The sequence below is a fragment of the Ardenticatenales bacterium genome, assembly GCA_020634515.1.
Classification (GTDB): Bacteria; Chloroflexota; Anaerolineae; order Promineifilales; family Promineifilaceae; genus JAGVTM01.
Genome location: JACKBL010000010.1, coordinates 93976 through 113819, shown reverse-complemented (window position 1 = coordinate 113819; position 19844 = coordinate 93976). Strand labels below are relative to the sequence as shown.

The following is a 19844-nucleotide window of genomic DNA, read 5'->3' as shown; positions in this document are numbered from 1 at the left end:
ATCGTCGTCAACTGCACCGGATTACCGGTTGATTCAACTCGAAACATCAAACATCTCATTTTGGAGGAATACCAATTATGTCATTAGAAGCCGCTGAAGCTCTTGCTGTGGGTCTGAAATTCCTGGGTGCCGGTCTGGCCATGACGGGTGCTATTGGTGCTGGCGCGGGCGTGGGTATCGTCGTTGGTGGCGCGGTACAGGGTATTGCGCGCAATCCAGATGCCAGTGGTACGATTCAGGCAAACATGATTTTGGGCATTGCGTTCGCTGAAGCCGTGGCTATTTATGCCCTGGTGGTCGCGCTAATTCTGCTGTTCGTGGCTTAGTGACGGCGCGGGCTGGTTTTGCCCCCGCGCTGACTGCGCGGTGGCGATGCCTGTAGCTGATTGCTAAATGACGACATCTGCACCATTAAGGAAAACGCGATATGGAAGCATTAGGGATTAACTTAGGGTATTTGATCATCCAAATACTGGGGATTACGATCTTGATTCTGCTCATGAAGGGTTGGGCTTATGAGCCTGTCCTGAACTTGTTGGAAGAACGCAAGGCGCGTATTGCCAAAGGTTTGGAAGATGCGCGGCAGGCGGCCATTGCCCGCGACAACGCGGACGTGGAAGCGAAGAAGATTCTGGACGCGGCGCGCACGGAAGCTGCCAAGATTCGGACCGAAGCGGCAACCCAGGCGGAAGCCTCGGCGAGTGGTATTGTGTCGAAGGCTAATGAAGAAGCAAAGAAGATCGTGGCGTCGGCGCGTGATGATGCGGAAGCAGAGCGCAATCGCATTCTCTCCGACCTGCGCGGCCAGGTTGTGGGTATTGCCATGGCGGCGGCCAATAAGGTTGTCGGCGCGACGCTGGACGAACAGCGACAGCACAAACTCATTGGCGATTTCTTCGCGGCGCTGCCGGCAAGTGTGTCTCGCATGTCGGGTGCGCGGGCGGAAGTCACCAGCGCCCTGCCACTGACGGATGGCGAGAAAGCGGCGGCGCAATCGGCCATCAACGCGCAACAAGTTGTGTTTAAGGTTGACCCGTCTATCTTGGGTGGCCTGATTGTGCGTGTCGGTGATCAGGTTGTGGATGATAGCGTTGCCGGCAAAATGAGCGGTATGCGCGACGTTCTGGCCTGATTGTGAACAATCCAGATTGGACCAATTTTCTCCAGTGAAAATGTCTATTGAGCGCGTGAAATTGGTCCAATCTCCAGAGAGCGTCAGTCGTTACCAATTCCCCTAGAAAAAGACACGCTCCACCTCCGTAAGGGCTGACGATGAAATGAAGTACGGAATTGCATCGTCAGTTTGAAGGAACAGCAAGGATACAACTTCCGTTCCTAAGTGGCTGTTCGCAATTAAGCTAGTGGAATTGTGCGAACAGCTTGTCAGTAACCGTCCGATGAAAACGTGAAGTTATTTTCGGACGGTTAGTAAGTGGATGGGGGGAGCGTTTCCGGCACTGTGACAAAAAAGGCCGCGCTAACGAGCGCGGCCTTTTTCGTGTCCGACAAATCGTGTTATTCGCTGGAACGTGCCGGCATATACTGCGACAGCTTCGAAGCCAGATTAACCAGGGGCAGGCTTTGCAGCCAGACTCGCCCCGGCCCCTTCAACGTTGCCAGGAACAGCCCCTCCCCACCAAAGAGCATATTCTTCACTCCCTTGACGCGCTCAATATCATAATCCACCGTTGGCTCGTACATGGCGATGTGGCCGGGGTCTACCTTCATTGTTTGCCCCGCGTTCAACGAGTAGGAACGCACCTCCCCGGCGATTTCTACCCAGGCCGTGCCCGGACCGGTGATCTTCTGCAAGATGAAACCCTCGCCGCCAAATAACCCCGCGCCCAGGCGGCGGCGGAAGATGACCTCCAACGAGACGGACGACTCCGCCACCATGAAGGCGTCTTTTTGGCAAATGAAGCTCTGCCCGGTTTGCAGGTCGAGCGGGACGATGCTGCCGGGCGCTTCCGGCGTGAAGGCGATCATCGCCTGTGGGCTGGCGCAGGTGTAGGTGGTGAGGAAGAGGGACTCGCCGGCCAGCGAGCGCGCCAACCCTTTGAGCAGCCCGCCGCGCGTGGATGTGTCCATTTGCACATCGCCGACCATCCAGGCCATGCCCCCCGCCTCAGTGAAGAGCGATTCCCCCTTCTCCAAATAGACATCCAGAATCTGCATGGTTGTACCACTGATTTCGTAGCGCATGGCCTTACTCCTCCGAAAATAATCCGTAGAAGGCGTGCGACTATTCACGACCACCTTCTCGGAAGTTGTTTTGATGCCAGATGATTGGAATGATGAGTCGCTTTAGCAGTTACAAAGGAAACGGATGAACGCGGAAAGACGCGGATAAAACAGAAATCCGGGATCGGCTGCATTCCCCGGCGACGGCCACGCTCTTTACAATTCCAACCAGACCACCTGTCCCGGAGCCAGCGTGAGGCTGATCTCGTTGCCGCTCACGTCGTAGAAGGTGTCCGTGAAATGGTCCATTAGCTTTTCCCGCCCCGTAGGCAGGCCGACGGTCACGCCTTGGGGTTTGTCCATGTCGCTGTTGACGAGCAAGGCGATTTTGATGGACCAGTCGTCGTTGTGGCGAATAATGCCCCAGATGGCGGGGTTGTCGCTGTAAGTGTAGATGAAGGTATCCTTGCGAATGTCGCTGAGGAGGGGGGCGTGCTTTTGCCGCAGGGCCAGTGCCTGTTGCCACCAGGCAAGGAGTTGGGTGGTGTCGTTGGTCCAGTCGTAGGCGATGGCGCTGAAGAGGGGGAGGGTGTGGCTGGGGTACTGAGCCATTTCCTCCGGGGTGAAGCGCAGGCCGGTGTTGACGGGGCGGGTTTCGCCAAATTCAACGCCGCAGTGGAGGAAGGGAAGTGCCGGCAAAATCGCCGCAACCGCCATCCCATACTTCACAAATCGCTCGCCGCCTGGCTTACTGATCGCCCGCGGCGTATTATGGCTCTCCGTCGTGCCAAAAATGGGCAGCGGATTGCCCGTGCGCGCCAGATGAACCAGAAACGCCTCCAACTCCGGCGGATAGGCCAGCACAAACGGCAGAGAGCCGATAACGGCATTGTACCCTTCCGCCACGCCTTGCTCCGTGGCCTGAAAGTTCTCATCCCAAAAGGCAAAGGCGGGGTCATTATCTCGTGCGGCGGTGACAATAGCCTGTTTCAACGTTGGCGGCAGCGCGTGCCCCATGTCGATCATGGCGCCATCAATGCCGAATTGTCGCTGATAATGCGGAATAATGTTCACGATCCGCTCCCACAGCGGTTTCACCACGTTTTCCGGCTGCGCCAGTTCGCTGCTATACATGCGGATCGTGTTGTAGGCGATGTAGTTGTAATGGGGATGGTCGTAGAGCCGCAGAAAGGTTACGTCGCCCCAGGGCGGCTGCGGGTCGTCTACGGGCCAATCGGCGAATGCGCCGGGGATGCGCCCCCGGCGCCCGTTGGCGTAATGGGCGATCCAGCGTCCATCTTCCATTTGCACCTGTTCTGGCGCTGGCGGCGGCAGGAACATGCGCCGGTGCATGATGTCGGGCGGCATCAGGTGATCAAACTGCTGGCGATTGACGGCGGTTTCGATGGCGGTGATTTCCGTTTCACTGAAGATAGGCATTCCGTAGCGGCTGGGGTCTTGTTCGCCCGGTTCGCGGTCGAGGAGGTCCGCATCGATCCAGTAGAACCAGTCGGGATGTTCTTGCACCCAGTCGCCATCTTTGCTGCTGGTGCGGAAAACGAACTCCACGACGACGCGCAACCCCAGGTGGTGCGCGGCTTCTACGAAAGCGGCGAATTCCGTTTCTACGCCCAGGTCCAGGCCGGGTTCGGCCAGATTTTCGTCCAGCCGGTAGGGGTTGCGGATGGCGTAGGGGGAACCCATGTCGCCTTTGCTGCCGTCTTGCCCGACGGCGGTGATGGGCAGCAGGTGGATGGTGTTGCAGCCAAGTTGCTTGATGTAGCGCAGCAACATAAGGCTCTTGACGAACGTACCGACTTCGTTCATGCCGGCATTATTCGGTCGCCCCAACACCCCATCCCCATCATGATCGAAAGCCGTGGCACTACGTACAAAAAGGTTGTACACTACCGCGTGACGACTCCAACTGCCCGGCGTGGCTTCCGCGGACTGGACCCATTCCGTCACCGGCTGCTTGAGAATCCAATCAATGGTGTTCAACCAGACCTGGTATGGATTGATGGCTACTGCCGCGGGCGCATTCTGTGTGGAAAGCCAACGGCCTGGAACCAGGTATTTGTGCGCGAACGTCTCGTCGGCTTTTATTGCCAGACGGGCGCGCAGCGTTTGCAGCGGCGATGCTGATGATGACGACATGGTTTATCCTCTTCCTTGTGAACGTAGTATGGACGTCGGCACCGCGGACCGCGTCAGCCCCGCAAACGCAATCAGAAAGTAACTGCTAAGCCAGATTGGTCCAATCTCCAGAGAGCGTTAGTAGTTACATCAGAAAAACATACTGGAGACTGGCGAAACCCACATAGCGTGACCGGAGTCGAGGCTTTAGCCGGATCAAACCCCCGACGAATCTTTTGGTGGCGCGGCGAAGACACCCGGATTATAGCTTGCCCAGAGGGGAAAGGCGAAGGTTTTGGCCGTGACGCACACTGATGGAGAGATGAATTGACTGACTTGACGCTGCCGGATAACTTCGTCTGGCCCGATTACACCGGGGGATCCATCGCCAACATCCCCGCTACGGTCGCCGCGTTGCTGGATGTGCCGTTTACAGGATTGCCCCCGCTGCGCCAACCCCTTTGGGAGACGCTGACGGGCGATGCGCGGCGGGTGGTGTTGCTGGTGCTGGACGGCTTTGGCGGCAATCTGGCGCGGCGCAATCACACCTATTTGCGCCCCTGGCTGGAGCGGGCGGCCGTGGTAGGACAACTGACGTCCGTTTTCCCGTCAACGACAGTGGCCGCGCTCAGCTCTTTGTGGACGGGCGGCGCGCCGGCGCAGCATGGGCTGGTGGGGCTGACAATGCTGTTCCCGGAGTATGGCGCCATCGGCCAGATGTTGGCGCTTTCGCCCATGTTTCGCCAGATGCCGGACACGTTGGTGCGCGCCGGGTTGAAACTGGAGCAATTTCTGGCGCTGCCCGGCTTCGCGGAACAACTGGCGCGTGCCGGCATTCCCACCCACGCCTTCAAAGGAGCCGGCATCGTCGATTCCGCCCTCAGTCGTATGCACGGTCGCGGCGTTGCCGGCAATCATGGCATCCATTCCTTCGCCGACATGATGGTGCAAATACGCCAACTACTCGAAGCGAAAGCGGGGCAGCCCCTCTTCATCAGCGGCTACTGGCCCACCGTAGATACCCTCAGCCACTACCATTCTCCTTTCCACGACACCGTGGACGCAGAAATTCGCGCCGTATTCGCCCAACTGGAGCGCGAACTGTGGCAGCCGCTTTCCGCGCGCGCACGCCAGGGCACGATCCTTTGCATCGTTGCCGACCACGGCCAACGCCCGACACCGTTCGCCGAGGGTGTTCACCTGGGGGACCATCCGACGCTACAGCAGATGTTGTTGATGCACCCGGCGGGCGAGGCGCGCGCGGCCTATCTTTATGCGCGCCAGGGCCGGCAGGCGGACGTGCTGGCTTACATTCAGGAACAATTGGGGGAGGAGATGTGGGCAATGCCGGCACAGGCCGCTTTGCAACAAGGATTGTTCGGACCGCCGCCGTTCGCGCCCGACGTCAGCACGCGCCTGGGCGATGTGGTCGCCATCATGCGCGGTGGCCGTGCCCTCATTTCCGCGCTGCACATTGAGCGAGAACGCAAATTTATCGGGCGGCACGGCGGCATGGATGCTGCCGAAATGGAGGTTCCCTGGTGGGGCTTCCGTCTAGACTAATCGTGAGAAAGAATTCTGGAGGCATATGCGTTCGTCATCTTCAACCAAGGCTTCTATGACCGACAAACCAACCTTAACGGATTTGCTGCGGGCCAATACGACATGGTTTATTGACCCGATTGTTACCTTCCTGGCGCGTTTCAAATTGTCGCCGGATGCGTTGACGATTGCCGGCATGTTAAGCCACTTTCTCTTTGCCTGGCTCATTGCCAACGGTGAGCTACTGTGGGCCGGCGTCGCCATCTTCTTCATCGCCCCGCTGGACGCCCTCGACGGCGCGCTGGCACGCAAACTGGGGCGCAAACAGGGCGGTTTTGGCGCGTTTCTCGACTCCACCCTGGACCGGCTGGCGGAAGTAATTCTATTCGCCGGTTTTCTCCTCTTTTTTGCCCGCCAGCAGAATGAATTGATGGTTTTGGTCACCTACGTGGCGCTCACCGGCTCCCTCCTCGTCAGCTACATCCGTTCCCGCGCCGAATCGCTGGGCCTTTCCTGCAAAGTCGGCCTCTTTAGCCGCGTGGAGCGGTATGGCGTCATCGTGCTGGCGTTGGTGTTCAATCTGCCCGCTTATGGCATCTGGCTGCTGGCCGCGGGCACGTACCTGACCACGGCGCAGCGCGTGCTACACGTCTGGCGGCAGTACCGTTGACACCCATGACGCGCTCCTCTCGTTCCCGTCCGGCTCCCTATTGGGTCGCCATTGCCGTTTTCTGGTTGCTGAGTACGGCGTTATATGTGGTTCATCTCTTTGCCGGTTTTATGCCTGACCGCGTGCTGTTCCGCCTGCCGCTTTTGGAACTGGACGTGTACTGGTATGGTTTTTTGATCATGAGTGGGATTGCGCTCGGTTCCTGGGTAGTGAGTGCGCTGGCGCGGGAGCGGGGGGAGGCGGCGCTGCGGGAGGCGGTTCCGGCGGCGGTGCGGACGCAGCCGTTGACGGTGTTGGATGGTGCGGAGGCGGAGGATGCTGAGGCTGGGGAGAAGAAAATGCCGGCACAAATCCAGCAACACCTCGCCCGCTACCACATCAGAACCATCGGCGACCTCCTCCTCCAATGGGGATTCGATCCCCGCGCCCTCGGCCTCAACCAGGCCGGTCGGGACGAAGTTGCCACCCGCCTGCAGCGACTGCCCGGTATCGCACCCGCTTGGCTGCAAAATCCCCCCTGGCGGCAGTGGAACCCGGAACATGTCTGGAGCGGCGTCCTCTGGTGCACCATCTTTGCCATCATCGGCGCGCGCCTCTATCACGTCCTCACGCCATCTCCCAGCATGGCCGCCCTGGGCATCAACTCCCCCCTGGACTACTTGCGCAACCCCATGCAACTCTTTAACCTGCGCAACGGCGGCCTGGGCATCTACGGCGGCATCGCCGGCGGCATCATCGGCCTCCTCATCTATGCCCACCGGCAACGTATGCGCGCGCTTCCTTGGGCGGATCTTGCCGGCATTGGCGTCGCGCTGGGGCAGTGGGTCGGGCGCTGGGGCAACTTCTTCAACCAGGAACTGTATGGACGGCCATCGAACGCACCGTGGGCCGTCACCATCTCCCCCGCCTATCGCCTGCCCGCCTACGCCGACGTGTCCCGCTTCCATCCGGCGTTTCTCTACGAATCCCTCTGGAATTTCCTCGCCTTCCTCGTCCTGTACACCCTCTATCGCCGCCACTCGTCCCGCCTGCGCGATGGGGACCTGACCGCGCTCTACCTCATTTTGTATGCCGTGGGGCGCATTCTGCTGGAATTTGTGCGCCTGGACAGCCGCGAAATGACTTTGTTCGGCCTCCACCTGCCCGTTGCCACCACCGTATCCCTCGGCATCATCGCCCTCATGGTCGCCTGGCGCGCCTGGGTTCGTCGCACCCCGCGCCGGTCCACGCCCTGACCCCCGTCGCGTGTTGCCAATAGGAAGTTTGCCTTACGCCACTTCCCAGGAATCGCCCAACCTTCCCTTGACCACTGCTCCACACAGTGCTATCCTGCCCGTACCCCTGGGATTTCCCCAAGAATATCTGGAGTAGTCGCTGATGTTACAAGATGACGCACTCATTGGTCGTCAACTGGCGAACTTTCGCATCGAAAGAATTTTGGGCCGCGGTGGCATGGGACTCGTCTATTACGGGTGGGACGTCAAACTCCAGCGCCCGGTCGCCATCAAAGTGATTGATGCGCGTTATCGCGGACGACCACGTTACGCCCAACGTTTTCTGCAAGAGGCGCGCGCTGTTGCCACGTGGCGACACGCGCACATCACCCAGGTTTATTACGCGGACGATCAGGATGGCCTCTACTACTACGTCATGGAGTACGTTGATGGCCTGGACCTGGATGATTTGTTGCAGCAATACCGCGCCGATGGACAGTTGATGCCCTACGAAGACGTGATGCGCATTGGTCATGCCATCGCCAGCGCGCTTGACTACGCCCACCGCAAGGGCGTGATTCACCGGGACGTGAAACCATCCAACGTGATGGTTGCCCGCGATGGACGTATTCTACTGGCGGATTTTGGCCTGGCGATGGACGTGGAACAGGGATCGCAAGGAGAGGTGTTTGGCTCGCCCCACTACGTCGCGCCGGAGCAGGCTCGCCGTTCGGCCAACGCAGTACCCCAATCTGATCTCTACTCGCTGGCCGTGATCCTCTATGAAATGCTTACCGGATCACTGCCCTTTGATGATCCCTCCCCTACCGCCGTGGCTTTGCAGCATCTGACGTTGCCGCCGCCCAAGCCGCGGCAGATCAACCCGCATTTGAGCCTGGAAACGGAAGAAGTGCTGCTGAAGGCGCTGCGCAAAGCGCCCAGTGATCGCTACCGCACCGGGGTGGAGTTGATGGATGCGCTGGGGAAAGCGCTCTTTGGGGGGCGCGTTATCCCGCCGGCGGCGCTCGAGGGTAAGCCCATTCATCAACCGCACGCTGATGCGAATGGCCGCCCCATGTCCGCGCGCGGCGAACGGGCTTCTCGTTCTCATACCACCGTTGCGGAACGAGTGGCGCTGCACCTGGGGGCCAGCGGAACCATGACGACGACGTTGGAAACGCAGCGGGCGCACCAGTCGCGGGCGTTTCGCCAATGGTTGCTGTGGCGCGTGGGTGGAGGGCTGCTCCTTGTGGCCTTAATTATCGTGGCGGTGGTTGCCTTGTTGCGTAACACGCAAGCCACTGCCGTCGCTATCGTCGCTACTCTGGAAACGGCAACCGTGATGCCGCCATCCCCGTCGCCGTCGCTTTCGTTGGGCGAAAGCGTTAGTCTGTCTCCGCCAACTCCGATGGTTACGGCTATCACGGTCGTCACCGTGACCGTGATGTCCACCGTCGTCCCCCCGACGCTCGCGCCTACCGACACCCCGGAAAGTGTGCCCACCGTTCTCTACGCTGATGGGCGGGAGTTGACGATGTTTTACAATGGGGCCAGTTTCTATGTACTCAATCGCAGTGATGCTCCCGTGGAGATTGGGCGCATGGCCTTTGAGTTGTTGAATGAGAATGGCCTTCCCACCCGGTATCGCTTCGATGGGCGGCGATGGACGCAGTTTTATGATTACCTGGATGCGGGAAGCTGCGATGTGTTGGAGTTGTTTGATAAATCCAGCGCCTGGCTGCAACCGCTCAGTTGTGGCGCGTATAATGCGCGCATCACCCCATCGGGGCAGGATGAAACCATTTTTTGGATACCGCGCGCGGGCGAGACGATGTTCCGTGTTCTTTGGAATGAAGTGGAGATTGGGCGGTGCGAGATTGCCCGGCATCAATGCTCGCTGTTTGTGCCGGGGTGAGCCGCGTGTCTATGGCCACATAGTGACCGTTTTCAGATTGGTTTATTCTGCAAGAATGGTAACTACTAGCGCTCTCTGGAGCTTGGACAAATTTTACGCGCTCAATAGCCATTCTCACCAAAGAAAATTGGTCTAATCTGGCTTAGCAGTTGCCAAGAATGAGCCAATCTTGGGGAGAACTAAATTCTGGATGCTCGCATAGCTGCGTCGGGACGGGCGATGGAGTGCGCATCTTATTTCATCCCCCTTCTAAATTGCCGCTTGCCGAAAAATAGGGGGATAGGTACAATGTTAACTAGTTAACAAATGTGCCGTCGAATGCCGGCATTCCCGTCAACCCCAATTTTGCCTTTCCACACCCCACCGACTCGTTTCCGAAACTTATGAGTAGAGAAGACCAACTGCTAGACCTCTATAATCGCTTCCAGAAAATCCATGTTTTGCTCGACGATGGCGACCGCCGCGGTTTGCAGAACAGCGATCTGACGACTTCCCAATACTTCTTGCTCATGCACCTGGGGACGAAGGGGGATGGCAGCCTGACCATTACGAATCTGGCGACTTATCTGATTTGCTCACGCAGCAATGCCACGCGCATGGTGCGTCGTCTGGAGGATCAGGGCCTGGTGCAGTCGGAGCGGGATACGAAGGACCGCCGGCTGGTGCTGGTTTCGTTGACGGACAAGGGGCGGGAGAAGTTTCTGGAAGCGCAAGAATTGCACCGCGAGGCGGTGCTGCGGCGTATGAGCATGTTGTCGCCTGACACGTGCGCGCGATTGATGGAGATGACGGGGGAGTTTGTGTCTATACTGGAGAAGGATTTGCAGGCGATTAATGGGGGATAAGGACGTACCCTGCGTGCCGGCATTTTACATCCTCACCCCGATCTTCCCCACCTCGCTTAGGAACGGCATTTAACAAGACAACGAAGCTGTTTCCTTACCGTTCCTTCAAACTGACGATGCAATTCCGTACCTTATTTCATCGTCAGCCCTTATCGGCAGCCACCGTAGAGAGCCAAGAGCCAGAATGCCGGCATCCTTGCTGCCGGCCCTTGTTCCTTCCCCCCCCTCGTAGACTTCTTCCCGCGATAGATTCGCCGTCTGACCGTCCTCCGGCGATTCCGTCGGCTCCGGTGATTCCGTCGGCTCCGGCGATTCCGTCGGCTCTGGCGATTCCGTCGGCTCCGGCGATTCCGTCGGCTGCGGCGATTCCGTCGGCTCCGGTGATTCCGTCGGCTCCGGCGATTCCGTCGGCTCCGGCGATTCCGTCGGCTGCGGCGATTCCGTTGGCTCTGGTGATTCCGTTGGCTCTGGCGATTCCGTCGGCTCTGGCGATTCCGTCGGCTGCGGCGTCAGCGTGGGCTGCGGCGTCGGCGTGGGCTGGGGCGTTGACGTGGGCTGGGGCGTTGACGTGGGCTGCGGCGTTTGCGTGGGCTGTGGCGTCGGCGTGGGCTGCGGCGCCTCCCGTTCGTCGTCGTCAGAATCCTCCTCTGGCGTGGACGTAAGGGTTGGCGATGCCTCCGATTCGTCGGGCTGCGCCGTTTGCGTTGGTCGCGGCGTGTTAGTGGGTGTAATGAGGTTCGTAGGCGAGGGCGTTCTGGTAGACGAAGGGGTACTGGTGGCGGTAGGCGTTCCCCGTGTCGTGGGAAGGTTTGTCGGTACGGGAAGAGCCGGCGTGGCCGTAGTAATCGTCGCCGTGGGTATACTGGAGGGTTTGGCACTGGATGGCGCGGGCGTCACGGTAACTGCGGGAACGGGCGGATGAGGCTCTACCGGGCGATTCCCAACGTGCAGTAGGGTGGCGGCGACGGCCCCGTTGATCGTGCGTCCTTCGATGTGTGCGTATGCGCCAATTTCAGGCACGCCGATGATGATGGTCTGGTCGCTGATGTTCACGCGCACACCGCTTGTCAATTCCCAGTGATCCGCGGCGATCAGGGCGATGTCGTCGCCAAAGGCGACGTCTGCCTGCAAATTGGCGGCCAACAACTGCTGCACCTCCGCCAGACGGCGCGCTTCAAGGTCGTTCGCCAGGTCTTGTAATGCCTGCTGATCGCGGGTTAGCGAGATGCGCCAATCTTCAATTTGCAATTTGACGCCATAGAGCATGTTGCCGGGAATGGCTGTGTTGGAAAGCAGGATAATGCCCAGGAGTAGCGCAGCGACGATGCCGGCAGTCGGCATAAGCACACGCACCAGACGCCGCAGCGCCTCAAGGGGGGACGACACGGGCTGACGCCGAACGCGCATGGCCTCCGCCTCCGCCAGGAAAGCCTGCCGCGACCGGTTTTTCGCCGCGGTGGAGGGAGCCAGCTTTATTTGCGCCAGATGTTGAGCCGTTTCCAGCATAGGACCCAGCGCGGCGGCATCTTCCGGGTAGCGGGCCAGGATTTCCGCCAGCGATGCGCCTTGCTCCAACGCATCCAGCGCATCAATGAGTTTTGCTTCAAAAGCGCGATCCATTTTTGCTTACCTCGCCCTCTTGCCTCTCTTGTGTCCCAGCTTGCGCGCCAGCGCGGCTACGGCTCTTGCCTGTAACTGTTTGATTGCGCCTTCGCTTTTGCCAACCAGGTCCGCTACTTCTTGAATGGGCAGACCCTGGCCGAAACGCAAGGCCAAAACATCCTGTTGGTCAGGGGTCAGGTCACTCAATGCCTCTTGCAAGTTTTCCCACGTGAGTTGTTGATCAGCCGCCTCAGCAGGATCCACCGCGTCGCCGACGAGACTCTCCGTCAGTTCTACTTCCCGGCGGCGATATTGCTTGCGATGATAATCGCTGACGACACGCGAGGCGACGGCGTAGAGCCAGCCTTTTAAGGTCTTCCGTGGCGCGGTGTGGTCACGGAGGGCGGACAGCAAACGGACAAAGACCTCACTGGCCAGGTCTTCCGCCACTTCTCGATTGCTCACGCGCATGGCAATGTAGCGGAAGATAGGCGTGTAGTAGATGTCGTGGATTTCGGTCAGGGCTTCAGGGTCCAATGCCTGTGCTCTGGCCAACAAAAGATGTTCGTCTTGCACCAGTGGGCCTTCTTGACTAGTCGTGGTTATCAAGTCACACAAGGACGTGATTATACCCGTTTGTGACCAGGATTCAGCCCATTATACAGAGAAAATGGTCTTACCGAATGTGAAGCCCCCGATTGTGTTTGGGGACTTCTGCACCGCAAAGTGTAAACTGCTTTACACTTCTTATACTTAGTCGCTTCAAGCAGATCAAAAGTTACGGCGTGGAACTGTTTACGTGACGGATGGGTAACGATTAACACCCTCTGGAGATTGGCCCAATTTTCGGAAAGGGCAAAGTTAATTCCGAGCGAACCCTTCGTAGTGACACGGATGATTTGCTTTGTTTGTGGCCGGTGAGAGCAAAGGGTCAGGGGAACGTCTATTTGCGTGTGAAGTACGGTGGCCGGTGTGGTGTGGCTGGAAATGCAACTGCCCAAACGCGCAGCTACTTGCCGGGCGTTGGGCAGTTTGGGGACGCGGCGGGGAAAGGGATGCGGGTCAGGGCATTTGTACCATCATGGGCACGTAGATGTGTTCCATCACGGTGAGGGTGAGGCCGGTATCTTGCTGTTCGCGCAGTAGGAAGACGTGATTCATCTCTAGATTTAGGCGAGCAATGCCGGCATTGTCGCCGGCGCTGATGACATAATTCCCCGCGAATGCCTGCCACGTATCCAGAATGAACATGAATGCGCCGCCGCCGTCGGTCAATACGGTTCCCAACAGACGCTCATGCCCGGCGAAGTCTAACGTCACGGCCACGGGCGCGTTGGGCGTGTAACCGCTGCCGCTGAACGTGAAGAAGCTGCCCGGTCGGCCCGTCGTGTAATTGGCCGTGAGCAGGCGTTCCGTGGGGACGGGCGTGCCCGTGGGCGTGGGGGGGGTGATGGCCGTGGCCGTAGCCGTTGGTAGGGCCGTGGTCGTCGGCGTCGGGGTTGCGGTAGGCGTGGCCGTCGCGCCGGGCGTTTCCGTCAGCTCTGGCGTTTCCGTCAGTTCCGGTGTTTCCGTCAGTTCCGGTGTTTCCGTCAGTTCCGGCGTTTCCGTCAGTTCCGGCGTTTCCGTCAGTTCCGGTGTTTCCGTCGCTTCTGGCGTTTCCGTCAGTTCCGGTGTTTCCGTCGCTTCTGGTGTTTCCGTCAGTTCCGGTGTTTCCGTCCCTTCCGGCGTTTCCGTCAGTTCTGGTGTCTCTGTTGGTTCTGGCGTTTCCGTTGGGTCTTCGCCGGGCGTGGGCGTGACGCCGCCAAAGATGGGGAAGGTGGGACCGGGGAATCCAATGGGCGCGGGCCATAGATCCGCTTCGGGATCGAGGCCGATGGCCCGCGTGGCGGTGGCGTTGGCGTCTACGGCGGCGGTGATGAAGTAATCTCCTTCGCCGGCGCCGCTGCTGTCGATCATAAATGTGATGATGCCATTCTCATTTGAGTTAAGCGTGCCGACTGTAATGCCGTTGACGGATACGTTGACGAGCGTGGTGGACGGATACCCAATTCCGGTGAAGGCAAAAATGCTCCCTGGCGCGCCATCGTCGTGGTTAACGCTGAGAAAGGCCGTATTGATGACGTTGTCACGGGGGATAGGGGACTCAGGGAGGCTGGCGTTGGCGACCAACGCTGTTCCGGAGCCGATTAACAGCAACACAAACACGAACAAACCAAGTTTCTCCAAGAAAGACTTTCGCATATTCATTCACTCCTGATAACGAGAAATGACGGGGGGAACGCGCACGACAAACAGTGAGTACTGAACACGTTATAGATGTCGTCAGGAGCGGCGAAAAGTTACGTTGATGGGATGGGATTGGTGAAAATAGGCGCGACGCGCGCGCGTCGCGCCTGTTGTGTGCGGGAACGCCTACGGGAGGCGCGACGCGGCGGCGTCAATAAAGGGGCTGATGAAGCGGAGGGTTTCTTCGATGGTTTGTAGGGCCAGGTTGTGGTTGAATTCGTCTACGCGCCCGGCGTCTACGCAGGAGAGGTAGGCGGGGCGGGTGCGGTCGAGGGCGTAGATAAAGGAGAGGACGTAGGCGCCGTCTACGTCTTCCCATTCGGGCGGTACTTCGTCGTAGAAAATGCCGGCATTCAATATCCCATTATAAGCCCCCACATAACTGCTGCACGCATTCGCGTCCCCATTCTTGGTCCCCGGCAGCGCATCCCGCATCGTGCCCAATGAATTGCGGATCAGCAGCATATTACTGTACATGGCCGACGCATCAAACGGGCGCAGCGGGAAAACGCCCAGAACATCGGCGGGATTCGAGATGTAATACAACACGACGAAATCAGGTGTCGCCGTCTCCTCTGGCGTCGCCGTTGGCACGGGCGTATTCGTCACCGGCACGGGCGTGTTAGTCGGCGGCAGTGGCGTGGCCGTCGGCTCTGGCGTCTCCGTGGGCGTGGGGGTTTCCGTGGGTTCCGGCGTGTCCGTGGGGGTGCTGGTGGCCGTGGCTGTCTCTGTGGGTATGGGGGTTTCCGTGGGCACGGGTGTGTCCGTGGGGAGGGGCGTCTCGGTCGGCGCGGGCGTGTCCGTGGGGAGCGGGGTGTCGGTGACGGCGGGCGCATCCGTTGCCGCGACCACTGCCGTCGGGGACGGATCGGTAGTCTGTGTGCAGCTCGCTAAACTTAATATAACGACAAGAATAAAAAATAGTGTAATGGGCAACAATTTCAAACGAGTAAACATGCAAAGCTCCTCAGGCAATGTTGGCGGTTCGCAATCAAATTGCGCGAACGGCTCGTCAGCGACCGTCCAACGAAAACGGGAAGCATTTTCGGACGGTTGCGCATGATGCGGGGGTGTGGCGCTTCTCCGGTCTATTCGGGACAAGAACGCGAACGGGAAGAGCATCGCACCCCACGTTGATACTACCTGCCCGCACGGGGTTGCGCGCGGAAAGCGGGCAATCTCCCGGTCAGGCAGTGTAGAAAAAGGGCCATGCTGCCGGCATTTTCTCGCGGGGCTGACGCTTATCTTAAGTTAGACAAAACAACGGCAAATGCTGCCAATGTTGGGTAAAAAACATGCAATCCTCAACGAACTTATGGCACTGGCTCATGGCACAAGTGAATACATACTGAAGCTTACTGTTTTTACGGTGAATGTCAAGTTAAAATAATTACTTAGCCTGGTATGCGTCGCCTGGATTACGGCCGGTTCTATTCCCTCTCCGGGGGCAACGGCTAAGCCAGATTGGACCATTTTCTCTGGTGAAAAGGGTCCAATCGGGCTTAGTAGTTACGTTTCTGGGAAGATGGTGGTGAATAGCTACACGGATTCCTGGACATATCGGCAGCGGCGCGAATGCCGGCATCGCGTTAAAATATAGACCATTATCTAAACTAAATGAAAAAGGAAGTATCATGTCATTGATTAAACAAATCCCCCGACTCTACCCACTCGCCCCTCAAGACGACATCGTAGACGATTATCATGGCACGCTCGTCGCCGACCCCTATCGCTGGCTGGAAGACCCGGAAGCCGCGGCCACGCGCGCCTGGGTCGCGGCGCAAAATGAACTGACCCTGGGCTTGTTGCACGAAGTGCCGGCGCGGGCGCGGGTGAAAGCTCGCCTTACGCGGCTTTGGGACTACCCCAAAATGAGCACGCCCTGGCGGCGCGGTGGCCGCTCCTTTTACTTCAAAAATGATGGGCTGCAAAACCAACCCGTGCTCTATTGGCAGCCGGACGCACAAGCGGAGCCGAAGGTGCTGCTCGACCCCAACACGCTGCGGGCGGATGGCACAGCGGCCCTGACGAATCAGGTGGTTAGTCGGGATGGGGCGTTGCTTGCTTATGGCGTATCCGAAAGCGGCAGCGATTGGCAAAGGATTCGCGTGCGCCGGGTGACGACGGGGGAGGATTTGGGGGATGAGGTGCGGTGGTGCAAATTTGCCGGCATTGCCTGGAAACCAGACAACAGCGGCTTTTACTACAATCGCTATCCCCAACCCGGAACCGTGCCCGAAGCGGAGCAGCACCGGCACAACCGCGTCTACTGGCACCAGTTGGGAACAGCCGCGGACGCCGACTGCCTCGTCTACGAGCGCCCAGACGCCCCCGACCTGGCCTTTGTTCCCTTCGCCAGCGAAGACGACGCCTACCTGCTGCTGTACGTCTGGCACGGCACGGACACGCAAAACCGCATTTACTATCGCCCCATGGACGGCGAAGGGGATTTTGTGCGCCTCCTTGACGATGCCGACGCCATGTACAACTTCATCACCAACATCGGCCCCATCTTCTACTTCCACACCGACCTGGATGCCCCGCGTGGTCGCATCATCGCCATCGACATCACCCAACCCGCACGCGCCCACTGGCGCGAAATCCTGCCGCAGCAAGAAGACGTCATTGCCCTGGTGACTGCCGTTCACAACCATCTGGCCGTCGTCACCATGCAGGACGCCCACCACATCCTCAAACTTTACGACCTGGACGGAAACTTCTTGCGGCAGGTGGCGCTGCCGGGCATTGGCTCCATCCTCCAACTCACCGGGCGGCTGCACGACAGCGACATGTACCTCAGCTTCACCTCCTTCCTCTTTCCCACCAGCATTTTCCGATACGACTTTCTCACGGACACCCTCTCATCGGTTTATCACCCCACCACGGACTTCGACGCCGCCGCCTACGAGACGCGCCAGGTCTTTTGCACCTCCAAAGACGGCACGCGCGTGCCCATTTTCGTCACCATGAAAAAGGGACTTCGTCTGGATGGCAACAATCCGACCATCCTCTATGGCTATGGTGGCTTCAATATCAGCGTCACGCCTGCCTTTTGGGTACAGCGCACCGTCTGGCTAGAGGCGGGCGGCATTTTCGCCGTAGCGAACCTGCGCGGCGGCAACGAGTATGGCGAGGCGTGGCATCAGGCGGGGATGCTGGACAATAAGCAAAATGTGTTCGACGACTTCATTGCCGCCGCCGAGTACCTCATTGCCCATGGCTACACCAGCAGCCGACGGCTGGCGATCCACGGCGGCAGCAACGGCGGGCTGCTGGTGGGGGCGTGCATGACGCAGCGACCCGACCTGTATGGGGCCGTCATTTGCGCCGTGCCCGTGCTGGATATGCTGCGCTACCATCAATTCACCGTGGGGAAATACTGGGTGGGGGAGTATGGCAGCGCGGAGGCGGACGCGGACCAGTTTGCCACGCTGTATGCCTATTCGCCGCTACATAACCTGCGCCCGGACGTGACTTATCCGCCACTGCTGATTACGACGGCGGATACGGATGACCGCGTTGTGCCGGCACACGCCAACAAATTCGCAGCAACCATTCAGGCCCTACACACCAACGACAATCCCGCCCTTATCCGCATCGAAACCCGTGCCGGGCATGGCCTGGGCAAGCCAACAGCCAAGCTGATTGAGGAAGAGGCGGACGTGTACGCCTTCCTCTGGGATATTTTTGATATGGAATGAGCCTGCTGGTATAGTTGCCAGAATGTCTGCGAATCAACCCATTCTCGTCACCGGCGCGCACCGCTCTGGCTCCACCTGGACGGGCAAAATGTTGGCTCTGGCCCCCCGCGTGGCCTATATCCATGAGCCGTTCAACATGGACTACGCCCATCCGGGTAAATGCACGGCCCATTTCCCGTACCGCTTCACATACATAACGACGGAGAACGAGGCGGCCTACCGGCAGCCACTGCGCCGGACGATTGGCCTGCACTACAACGTCTGGCCGGAAGTGCGCCAGCGCGGCCAGTTGTGGCCGCCGCTGCGGGATACGCTGGGGTTCGGGGCGATGCGCCTGCGCCGTTATCGCGCCCTGGTGAAGGACCCCATGGCGGTGTTCTCCGCCGCCTGGCTGGCGCAGCGGTTCGACATGGCCGTGGTTGTGGTCATTCGGCATCCGGCGGCTTTTGCCGGCAGCATCAAACGATTCGGCTGGCACTCCCCCTTCCACGATCTGCTGGCCCAGCCCCTGCTGCTGCGCGACTGGCTGCACCCCTTCGCGGCGGAGATGCAGGCGGCGGCGGCGTGGGACATCGTGGACCAGGCGGCCCTCATGTGGCAGCTTGTCTACACCGTCGTGCGCGGCTGCCAGGAACGGTATCCCCACTGGATTTTTGTGCGCCACGAAACGCTCTCCCGTCGACCAGAGGCGGAATTTGCCGCGCTCTATGCTCGTTTGGGTTTGCCTTTTAGCCCGGCCATCGCCGCCCAGATTCGCGCCCACACCAGCCCGCAGAACCCCGCCAGCGCCCCCGCCGGCGAGAGCGCGCCCGGCCTGAAGCTGGACAGCCGCGCCAATATCTGGAACTGGCGGCAGCGCCTGACGGCGGCGGAAATCGCCCGCGTACGCGCCCGTACGGAAACGCTGGCGGGGCATTTTTATGACGCCGCCGATTGGGACGTGTAAGCCACAACCACCGACTATCAACTGACCACACTATGCTACAACAACTTCACGAGGAAATGCGAGCCTGCCGCCGCTGCCTGGAGGCCGGGCATGATATTGTGCCGGGGGCGGTGTTTCAGGGGCGGCTGGGGGCGCGGGTGATGTTGATCGGGCAGGCTCCTGGGGTGACGGAGGTAGAGGCGAAAAGGCCGTTTAATGCCGGCAGCGGACGACGACTCTTCCAATGGTTGGGAGCGGCGGGTTGGGAGGAAGATACCTTCCGCCAGACGCAGTATATGACCGCCGTGACCAAATGCTATCCGGGGAAATCCGGCAATGGCAAGGGGGACCGCGTGCCCAGCCGCGACGAACAGGCGTTTTGCCGCCCCTTTCTGGAGCGGGAAATGGCCCTCATCAACCCCCGCCTGATCATTCCCGTGGGTGGCCTGGCCATCAAGCTCTTTTTCCCCGCTCGCCTCAGCCTGGCGCAAATCATAGGCCGCGCCGCCTATTTTCCGCCGCAGAGCGTCATCAATCCCGTCAATTTCGACTTACGCCAGGCGGAAATGCTGGACGCTTTTGACGCCGCCAAACCGCGGGCGGGGCGCTGGCTCGTGCCCCTGCCGCATCCCTCCGGGGCCAGTCTCTGGCCCAATCGTCCGGCGAATCAAGCCTTGATTGACCGCGCCATCGGTATTTTGGCGCAAATCAGGGAAATGCTGTAAACAATCAACCACCTTCCCGGAAGCTATGTGGAACGCGCCGGGCCTGAAACCGCGCTTCCGGGAAGATCGCCTGGACCTAAACCACCTTCCCGGAAGCTATGT

The 19844-nt window shown here is 59.4% G+C and carries 16 protein-coding genes; 10 read left to right on the top strand and 6 right to left on the bottom strand.

The features are described from left to right. Positions 1 to 77 precede the first annotated feature (77 nt). On the top strand, positions 78 to 326 hold the full coding sequence (atpE, locus tag H6650_21500) for an ATP synthase F0 subunit C (protein MCB8954589.1): 249 nt from the start codon (positions 78 to 80) through the stop codon (positions 324 to 326). A gap of 101 nt (positions 327 to 427) precedes the next feature. After that, on the top strand, positions 428 to 1132 hold the full coding sequence (gene atpF, locus H6650_21495) for a F0F1 ATP synthase subunit B (protein ID MCB8954588.1): 705 nt from the start codon (positions 428 to 430) through the stop codon (positions 1130 to 1132). Positions 1133 to 1515: 383 nt separating this feature from the next. Here the strand turns inward: atpF and H6650_21490 are convergent, their stop codons facing one another. Further along, a complete protein-coding gene (locus H6650_21490) occupies positions 1516 to 2202 on the bottom strand; it encodes a TIGR00266 family protein (GenBank protein MCB8954587.1) in 687 nt (228 codons plus the stop codon). Between the two features lie 195 nt (positions 2203 to 2397). Further along, entirely contained in the window at positions 2398 to 4338 is a 1941-nt protein-coding gene (locus H6650_21485) for an alpha-amylase (GenBank protein MCB8954586.1), read from the bottom strand. A 306-nt stretch (positions 4339 to 4644) separates the two neighbouring features. On the opposite strand from H6650_21485, the gene H6650_21480 reads away from it, so the two are divergent. The 5 genes from H6650_21480 to H6650_21460 all read left to right on the top strand — a co-directional run bounded on the left by H6650_21480 (position 4645) and on the right by H6650_21460 (position 10503). Further along, on the top strand, positions 4645 to 5880 hold the full coding sequence (locus tag H6650_21480) for an alkaline phosphatase family protein (protein ID MCB8954585.1): 1236 nt from the start codon (positions 4645 to 4647) through the stop codon (positions 5878 to 5880). 55 nt (positions 5881 to 5935) lie between these two features. Further along, positions 5936 to 6529 (top strand): CDP-alcohol phosphatidyltransferase family protein, encoded by a 594-nt coding sequence (locus H6650_21475; protein MCB8954584.1) that lies wholly within the window; start codon positions 5936 to 5938, stop codon positions 6527 to 6529. Between the two features lie 5 nt (positions 6530 to 6534). Further along, the gene (gene lgt, locus H6650_21470) at positions 6535 to 7764 is read left to right on the top strand and encodes a prolipoprotein diacylglyceryl transferase (protein ID MCB8954583.1); all 1230 of its coding nucleotides are present in this window, start codon (positions 6535 to 6537) and stop codon (positions 7762 to 7764) included. A gap of 142 nt (positions 7765 to 7906) precedes the next feature. Next, a complete protein-coding gene (locus H6650_21465; protein ID MCB8954582.1) occupies positions 7907 to 9658 on the top strand; it encodes a serine/threonine protein kinase in 1752 nt (583 codons plus the stop codon). A 383-nt stretch (positions 9659 to 10041) separates the two neighbouring features. Continuing rightward, entirely contained in the window at positions 10042 to 10503 is a 462-nt protein-coding gene (locus H6650_21460) for a MarR family transcriptional regulator (GenBank protein MCB8954581.1), read from the top strand. Between the two features lie 105 nt (positions 10504 to 10608). Here H6650_21460 and H6650_21455 read toward each other — a convergent pair whose 3' ends face one another. From H6650_21455 to H6650_21440, 4 genes are all read right to left on the bottom strand, one after another. Next, positions 10609 to 12123: a hypothetical protein gene (locus H6650_21455; protein ID MCB8954580.1), complete on the bottom strand. Its 1515-nt coding sequence runs from the start codon at positions 12121 to 12123 to the stop codon at positions 10609 to 10611. A 6-nt stretch (positions 12124 to 12129) separates the two neighbouring features. Next, on the bottom strand, positions 12130 to 12681 hold the full coding sequence (locus tag H6650_21450) for a sigma-70 family RNA polymerase sigma factor (protein MCB8954579.1): 552 nt from the start codon (positions 12679 to 12681) through the stop codon (positions 12130 to 12132). A gap of 486 nt (positions 12682 to 13167) precedes the next feature. Next, the gene (locus H6650_21445; protein MCB8954578.1) at positions 13168 to 14346 is read right to left on the bottom strand and encodes a hypothetical protein; all 1179 of its coding nucleotides are present in this window, start codon (positions 14344 to 14346) and stop codon (positions 13168 to 13170) included. 171 nt (positions 14347 to 14517) lie between these two features. After that, on the bottom strand, positions 14518 to 15243 hold the full coding sequence (locus tag H6650_21440; protein ID MCB8954577.1) for a hypothetical protein: 726 nt from the start codon (positions 15241 to 15243) through the stop codon (positions 14518 to 14520). A gap of 782 nt (positions 15244 to 16025) precedes the next feature. Between H6650_21440 and H6650_21435 the strand changes: the two genes are divergently transcribed. The 3 genes from H6650_21435 to H6650_21425 are packed head-to-tail and all read left to right on the top strand — an operon-like array spanning position 16026 to position 19742. After that, the gene (locus H6650_21435) at positions 16026 to 18092 is read left to right on the top strand and encodes a S9 family peptidase (GenBank protein MCB8954576.1); all 2067 of its coding nucleotides are present in this window, start codon (positions 16026 to 16028) and stop codon (positions 18090 to 18092) included. 22 nt (positions 18093 to 18114) lie between these two features. Then, positions 18115 to 19038: a sulfotransferase gene (locus tag H6650_21430; GenBank protein MCB8954575.1), complete on the top strand. Its 924-nt coding sequence runs from the start codon at positions 18115 to 18117 to the stop codon at positions 19036 to 19038. Between the two features lie 32 nt (positions 19039 to 19070). After that, the gene (locus H6650_21425) at positions 19071 to 19742 is read left to right on the top strand and encodes a uracil-DNA glycosylase family protein (GenBank protein ID MCB8954574.1); all 672 of its coding nucleotides are present in this window, start codon (positions 19071 to 19073) and stop codon (positions 19740 to 19742) included. Positions 19743 to 19844 lie beyond the last annotated feature (102 nt).

Excerpts from the sequence above, each read along its gene's own strand:
- atpE (MCB8954589.1), top strand. The coding sequence starts at position 78 with ATGTCATTAGAAGCCGCTGAAGCTCTTGCTGTGGGTCTGAAATTCCTG.
- atpF (MCB8954588.1), top strand. The coding sequence starts at position 428 with ATGGAAGCATTAGGGATTAACTTAGGGTATTTGATCATCCAAATACTG.
- H6650_21490 (MCB8954587.1), bottom strand. The coding sequence starts at position 2,202 with ATGCGCTACGAAATCAGTGGTACAACCATGCAGATTCTGGATGTCTAT.
- H6650_21485 (MCB8954586.1), bottom strand. The coding sequence starts at position 4,338 with ATGTCGTCATCATCAGCATCGCCGCTGCAAACGCTGCGCGCCCGTCTG.
- H6650_21475 (MCB8954584.1), top strand. The coding sequence starts at position 5,936 with ATGACCGACAAACCAACCTTAACGGATTTGCTGCGGGCCAATACGACA.
- lgt (MCB8954583.1), top strand. The coding sequence starts at position 6,535 with ATGACGCGCTCCTCTCGTTCCCGTCCGGCTCCCTATTGGGTCGCCATT.
- H6650_21465 (MCB8954582.1), top strand. The coding sequence starts at position 7,907 with ATGTTACAAGATGACGCACTCATTGGTCGTCAACTGGCGAACTTTCGC.
- H6650_21460 (MCB8954581.1), top strand. The coding sequence starts at position 10,042 with ATGAGTAGAGAAGACCAACTGCTAGACCTCTATAATCGCTTCCAGAAA.
- H6650_21455 (MCB8954580.1), bottom strand. The coding sequence starts at position 12,123 with ATGGATCGCGCTTTTGAAGCAAAACTCATTGATGCGCTGGATGCGTTG.
- H6650_21445 (MCB8954578.1), bottom strand. The coding sequence starts at position 14,346 with ATGCGAAAGTCTTTCTTGGAGAAACTTGGTTTGTTCGTGTTTGTGTTG.
- H6650_21435 (MCB8954576.1), top strand. The coding sequence starts at position 16,026 with ATGTCATTGATTAAACAAATCCCCCGACTCTACCCACTCGCCCCTCAA.
- H6650_21430 (MCB8954575.1), top strand. The coding sequence starts at position 18,115 with ATGTCTGCGAATCAACCCATTCTCGTCACCGGCGCGCACCGCTCTGGC.
- H6650_21425 (MCB8954574.1), top strand. The coding sequence starts at position 19,071 with ATGCTACAACAACTTCACGAGGAAATGCGAGCCTGCCGCCGCTGCCTG.